Origin of the sequence: Streptomyces sp. NRRL S-378, from assembly GCF_000720645.1 — a bacterium.
Taxonomy (GTDB): Bacteria; Actinomycetota; Actinomycetes; order Streptomycetales; family Streptomycetaceae; genus Streptomyces.
This window is the reverse complement of record NZ_JOBX01000157.1, coordinates 1-3,987: the sequence shown is the minus strand read 5'-3', so window position 1 is coordinate 3,987 and position 3,987 is coordinate 1. Positions and strand designations below refer to the sequence as shown.

The window sequence follows — 3,987 nt, the reverse complement described above, 5'->3', positions numbered from 1 at the left end:
GGCCCGCAGGATCCCCGCCCGGCCGGAAGCCCCACCGCGGGCCGAGTGCCCGGGGGCGCCCCGCCCGGGCCGCCCCCGGGCACCGGGCCGGCCCGGCAGGCCCCCGCCCGGCCGGAAGCCGCCCGCCCGCGCCACGTGTCGAACACCCACCCCGCCCCCATCCTTCAGGAGTTGGTGTCACACCAGGGGAGGAGCAGCCCCCGGTGAGGGAAAGCCCTGACCGGACGGGGTGGGACGGCACGGTGACAGCGTTGCCATCTCGTTAAGGATTCACTTCTTGACGGCAGCGGTGCGGGCACGTTGACTGCCTCCACCTCGGCCGTACGGACACGGCCCCGTCAGGGAGGCTCACCTCGTGAACGCGTACCTGGGGCGTGCCCCCATAGCTGTGGCCGTCGTGGCGCTCGCCGCCACACTCACCGCCTGCGGAACCACCGAAGAAGGCGGCAGCGCCAGCAGCGACGCGGTCAGGATCGGCCTGCTGCTCCCCGAGAACGAGACCGCGCGCTACGAGAAGTTCGACAAGCCGCTGATGGAGAAGAAGGTCGCCCTGCTGACCCTGGGCAAGGGCAGGGTCCTCTACGCCAACGCGGCCGGGGACGCGGCCCGGCAGAACGCCCAGGCGGAAGCGATGATCAAGGACAAGGTGGACGTCCTGGTCATCGACGCGGTCGATTCCAAGGCCATCGCCGGCGCGGTGACGAAGGCCAAGGAGGCCGGCATCGCGGTGGTCGCCTACGACCGCCTGGCCGAGGGCCCGATCGACGCCTACACCTCCTTCGACAACGAGGACATCGGCCGCGTCCAGGGCAAGGCGATGCTGGAGGCCCTGGGTGACAAGGCCAGGACCGGGAAGATCGTCATGATGAACGGCGCGGTCACCGACCCCAACGCCGCCAGCTTCAAGGCCGGAGCCCGCTCCGTGCTCGACGGCAAGGTCAGCGTCGGCAAGGAGTACGACACCGTCGAGTGGAAGCCTGAGAACGCCGGCGCCAACATGACGGCCGCGCTCTCCGCACTCGGCAGGGACAAGATCGTCGGTGTCTACTCCGCCAACGACGGCATGGCCGGCGGGATCATCTCCGCCCTCAAGGCCGCCGGCGTCTCCCCGCTGCCGCCGGTCACCGGCCAGGACGCCGAACTCGCCGGCGTGCGCCGCATCGTGGCCGGCGACCAGCACATGACCGTCTACAAGCCCTACGCCCGCGAGGCGGAGGCCGCGGCCGAACTCGCCGTCCTCCTCGCCAAGGGCGAGAAGATCGACGGCATCATCAACCAGGTGGTCTCCAGCCCCACCAACAAGCGCGTGCCGGCCGTCCTGATCCCCGGCACGGCGGTCAACCGGAACAACATCGCCACCACCGTCGTCCTCGACGGCGTCTACACCATCGAGGAGATCTGCACCGAGACCCTCAAGGCCACGTGCGAAGAGATCGGCCTGAAGTAACACCACCACCCCCACCGCACCCACCCGCGCGGGCCCGGGCAGTCCGTCCACACAGATCCACACAGATCTACGCAGATCTACGCAGATCTAGGCGGGCCCCCGCGGCCTGTGCGGGTCTACGCGGCCCCGCGGACCCCGCGCGCGGGCGGAGGCTCCGGCGGCCGCACCCGACATCAACGAGTGCCCCTCGCACACCCGGCACCGCCCCGCCCGCACCCCGGCACTCCCTCGCCGCCCCGCATCCCCCGGGCCGCCTCACACGCCCCGCGCCGTTCGTACCGCTCATGCCGCCCGGGCAGCCAGTGCCGCCTCGCGCTGCTCGCGCCTCGCGCTGCTCGCGCCTCGCGCTGCTCGCGCCTCGCGCTGCTCGTCCGCCCGCGCTGCCCGGTATCGCCCGCGCCGGCACGTGCCGCTTTCGCCGCCCGCACCAGCCCGCGGCTGTACCGCCCGTACTGCCCGGTGTCCGTCCGCGCCGCCCGCCTCGCCTCGCGCAGCCCATTGCTCCTCGCGCTGCCCGCGCTGCCCGCGTGGCCCGCACCGCCCGCGCCGCGCTTCTTGCCGCCCGCGCTGTCCGAGCCGCCAGTGCCCCTCGTGCCGCCCGCTGTCCGCCCCGGCCACCCCGTGCTGCCTCCGCCGCCCGCATCAGCCCGCGTTGCTCGCGCCGCCCGTACTGCCCGGTGTCCGTCCGCGCCGCCCGCCCCGCCTTGCGCAGCCCATTGCTCCTCGCGCTGCTCGTACTGCCCGGCGTTCGCCCGTGCCGCCTCGCGCCAGCCCGTGCTGCCTCCGCCGCCCGCATCAGCCCGCGTTGCTCGCGCCGCCCGTACTGCCCGGTGTCCGTCCGCGCCGCCCGCCCCGCCTCGCGCAGCCCATTGCTCCTCGCGCTGCCCGCGTTGCCCGTACCGACCGCGCCGCGCCTCTTGCCGCCCGCGCTGCCCATGCCCCTCGTACTGCCCGCTGTCCGCCCGCGCCGCCCCCTGCCGCCTCGCGCTGCCGTACCGCCCGCTGTCCGCCGGCGCCGCCCCCTGCCGCCTCGCGCCCCCCGTGCCGGCCCGTGCCGTGTAACTCCCGTGCGGTGGTGCGGGACCGGGTGGAAGGATGAACTCATGGGACTGTCACTGCCGTTCGGGGACGTGCTGCGCGCAGAACTCGGCGCGCCCGGGCGCGCCCGACGGCTGGCGAGCAGTCCCCGCTCGCGCGTGTGGCGCGTCGGCCTCGCGCAGGGCCCCGCAGTTCTCAAGCAGATCGTCGCCGGTCCCGGCGCCGACGACGCCTACGCCCGTGAAACTGCCTCGCTGCGGATCGCCGCCCGGGCCCGGCCCCCGGTGGCGCCCGTGCTCCTGGCCGCCGACCCCGGGCAGCGGGTCCTGGTGCTGGAGCACCTGGAGCACCGCGGCCCGGCCCCCGACTGGATCGTCGGCTACGCCGCCGCGCTGGCACGCCTGCACGCCACCGCCGGCCCCGGGGACACCGGTGCGCTGCCCCGCCGGCAGGGCCCGGACCGGGCCGACGCCGCCGCCTTCCTCCGGCTGGCCCGGACGCTGGGCGTCCCCGCCCCCGTCACCGCCGGCGCGGCCGGCGAGCTCGAGGACCTGCTGGACCGGCTGGGCCGGGCCCCGGGCCACGCCCTGCTCCACGGCGACCCCTGCCCCGGCAACGACCTCCACACCGCCGAGGGGATCAGGTTCGTCGACTTCGAGCAGGCCTGCCTGGGCAGCGGCCTGACGGAGCTGGCCTACCTGCGCATCGGCTTCCCCACCTGCTGGTGCGTCACCTCGCCGCCCGGGCCGCTGCTGCGGCGGGCCGAGGACGCCTACCGCACCCAGTGGCGCGCCGCGACCGGCACCGACGTGGCCGGCCTGGCCGACGGCGGCCTCACCGACGCGTGCGCCGGCTGGCTGCTGCGCGGCGACGCACTGGTCCAGCGGGCCCGCCGCGACGGCACCGACCACCTGGCCCGCGCCGCGCGCCGGGACTGGACGTGGGGCACCGCGACCGCCCGCCAGCGACTGCTCCACCGCCTCCGGACCGTCGCCGCCATGACCGCCGGCCATCCCGCCCTGGCCGGTGTGAGCGACCTCACCACCGCCCTGCACCACCGCATGCTCACCCGCTGGCCCGCACTCCGCCCGGTGCCCGCCGAACGCCCCTCGGCCACCCCCTGAGCCGGCCCTCCCCGGGCCACCCCCAGCGCCCCTCCCGGACCACCTCCCTGAGCATCCTCCGAACCACCCCCGGGCCCCCGGACGCCCCCCCCGGCAACTCCTCCCGGACAGCCCCCGGACAGCCTCCGGGGAACCCGTGCGGAGCAGCCCGGCAGCGCGCCCCTGCGCGCAACCCCGTAAACGGCCGTAAAGGCCCATAAACCCATGTGGAAGCGACTGCAGGCCCCGCGGGGCGCCCTCGCGAGGAGCCTGCGGGCCACGCAAGAGCCCGGCAGGAAACCCCGCGACAAGCCCGCGACAAGCCCCGCACCGGACCTGCGGGAGACCTGCGCGCGGCCGGCGGGAACCCCGCCGTGAACGGCCCGCCCCACCCCGCCC

At 75.7% G+C, this 3,987-nt stretch carries 2 protein-coding genes; both read left to right on the top strand.

What is annotated here, in order from left to right; genetic code table 11:
- The first annotated feature begins 355 nt into the window (after nt 1-355).
- Nucleotides 356-1,447 carry a sugar ABC transporter substrate-binding protein gene (locus IH80_RS0138210; RefSeq protein ID WP_030966518.1) on the top strand — a complete coding sequence of 364 codons (1,092 nt, stop codon included), beginning with the start codon at nt 356-358 and terminating at the stop codon, nt 1,445-1,447.
- A 1,103-nt stretch (nt 1,448-2,550) separates the two neighbouring features.
- On the top strand, nt 2,551-3,609 hold the full coding sequence (locus tag IH80_RS0138205) for an aminoglycoside phosphotransferase family protein (protein ID WP_030966517.1): 1,059 nt from the start codon (nt 2,551-2,553) through the stop codon (nt 3,607-3,609).
- Nucleotides 3,610-3,987 lie beyond the last annotated feature (378 nt).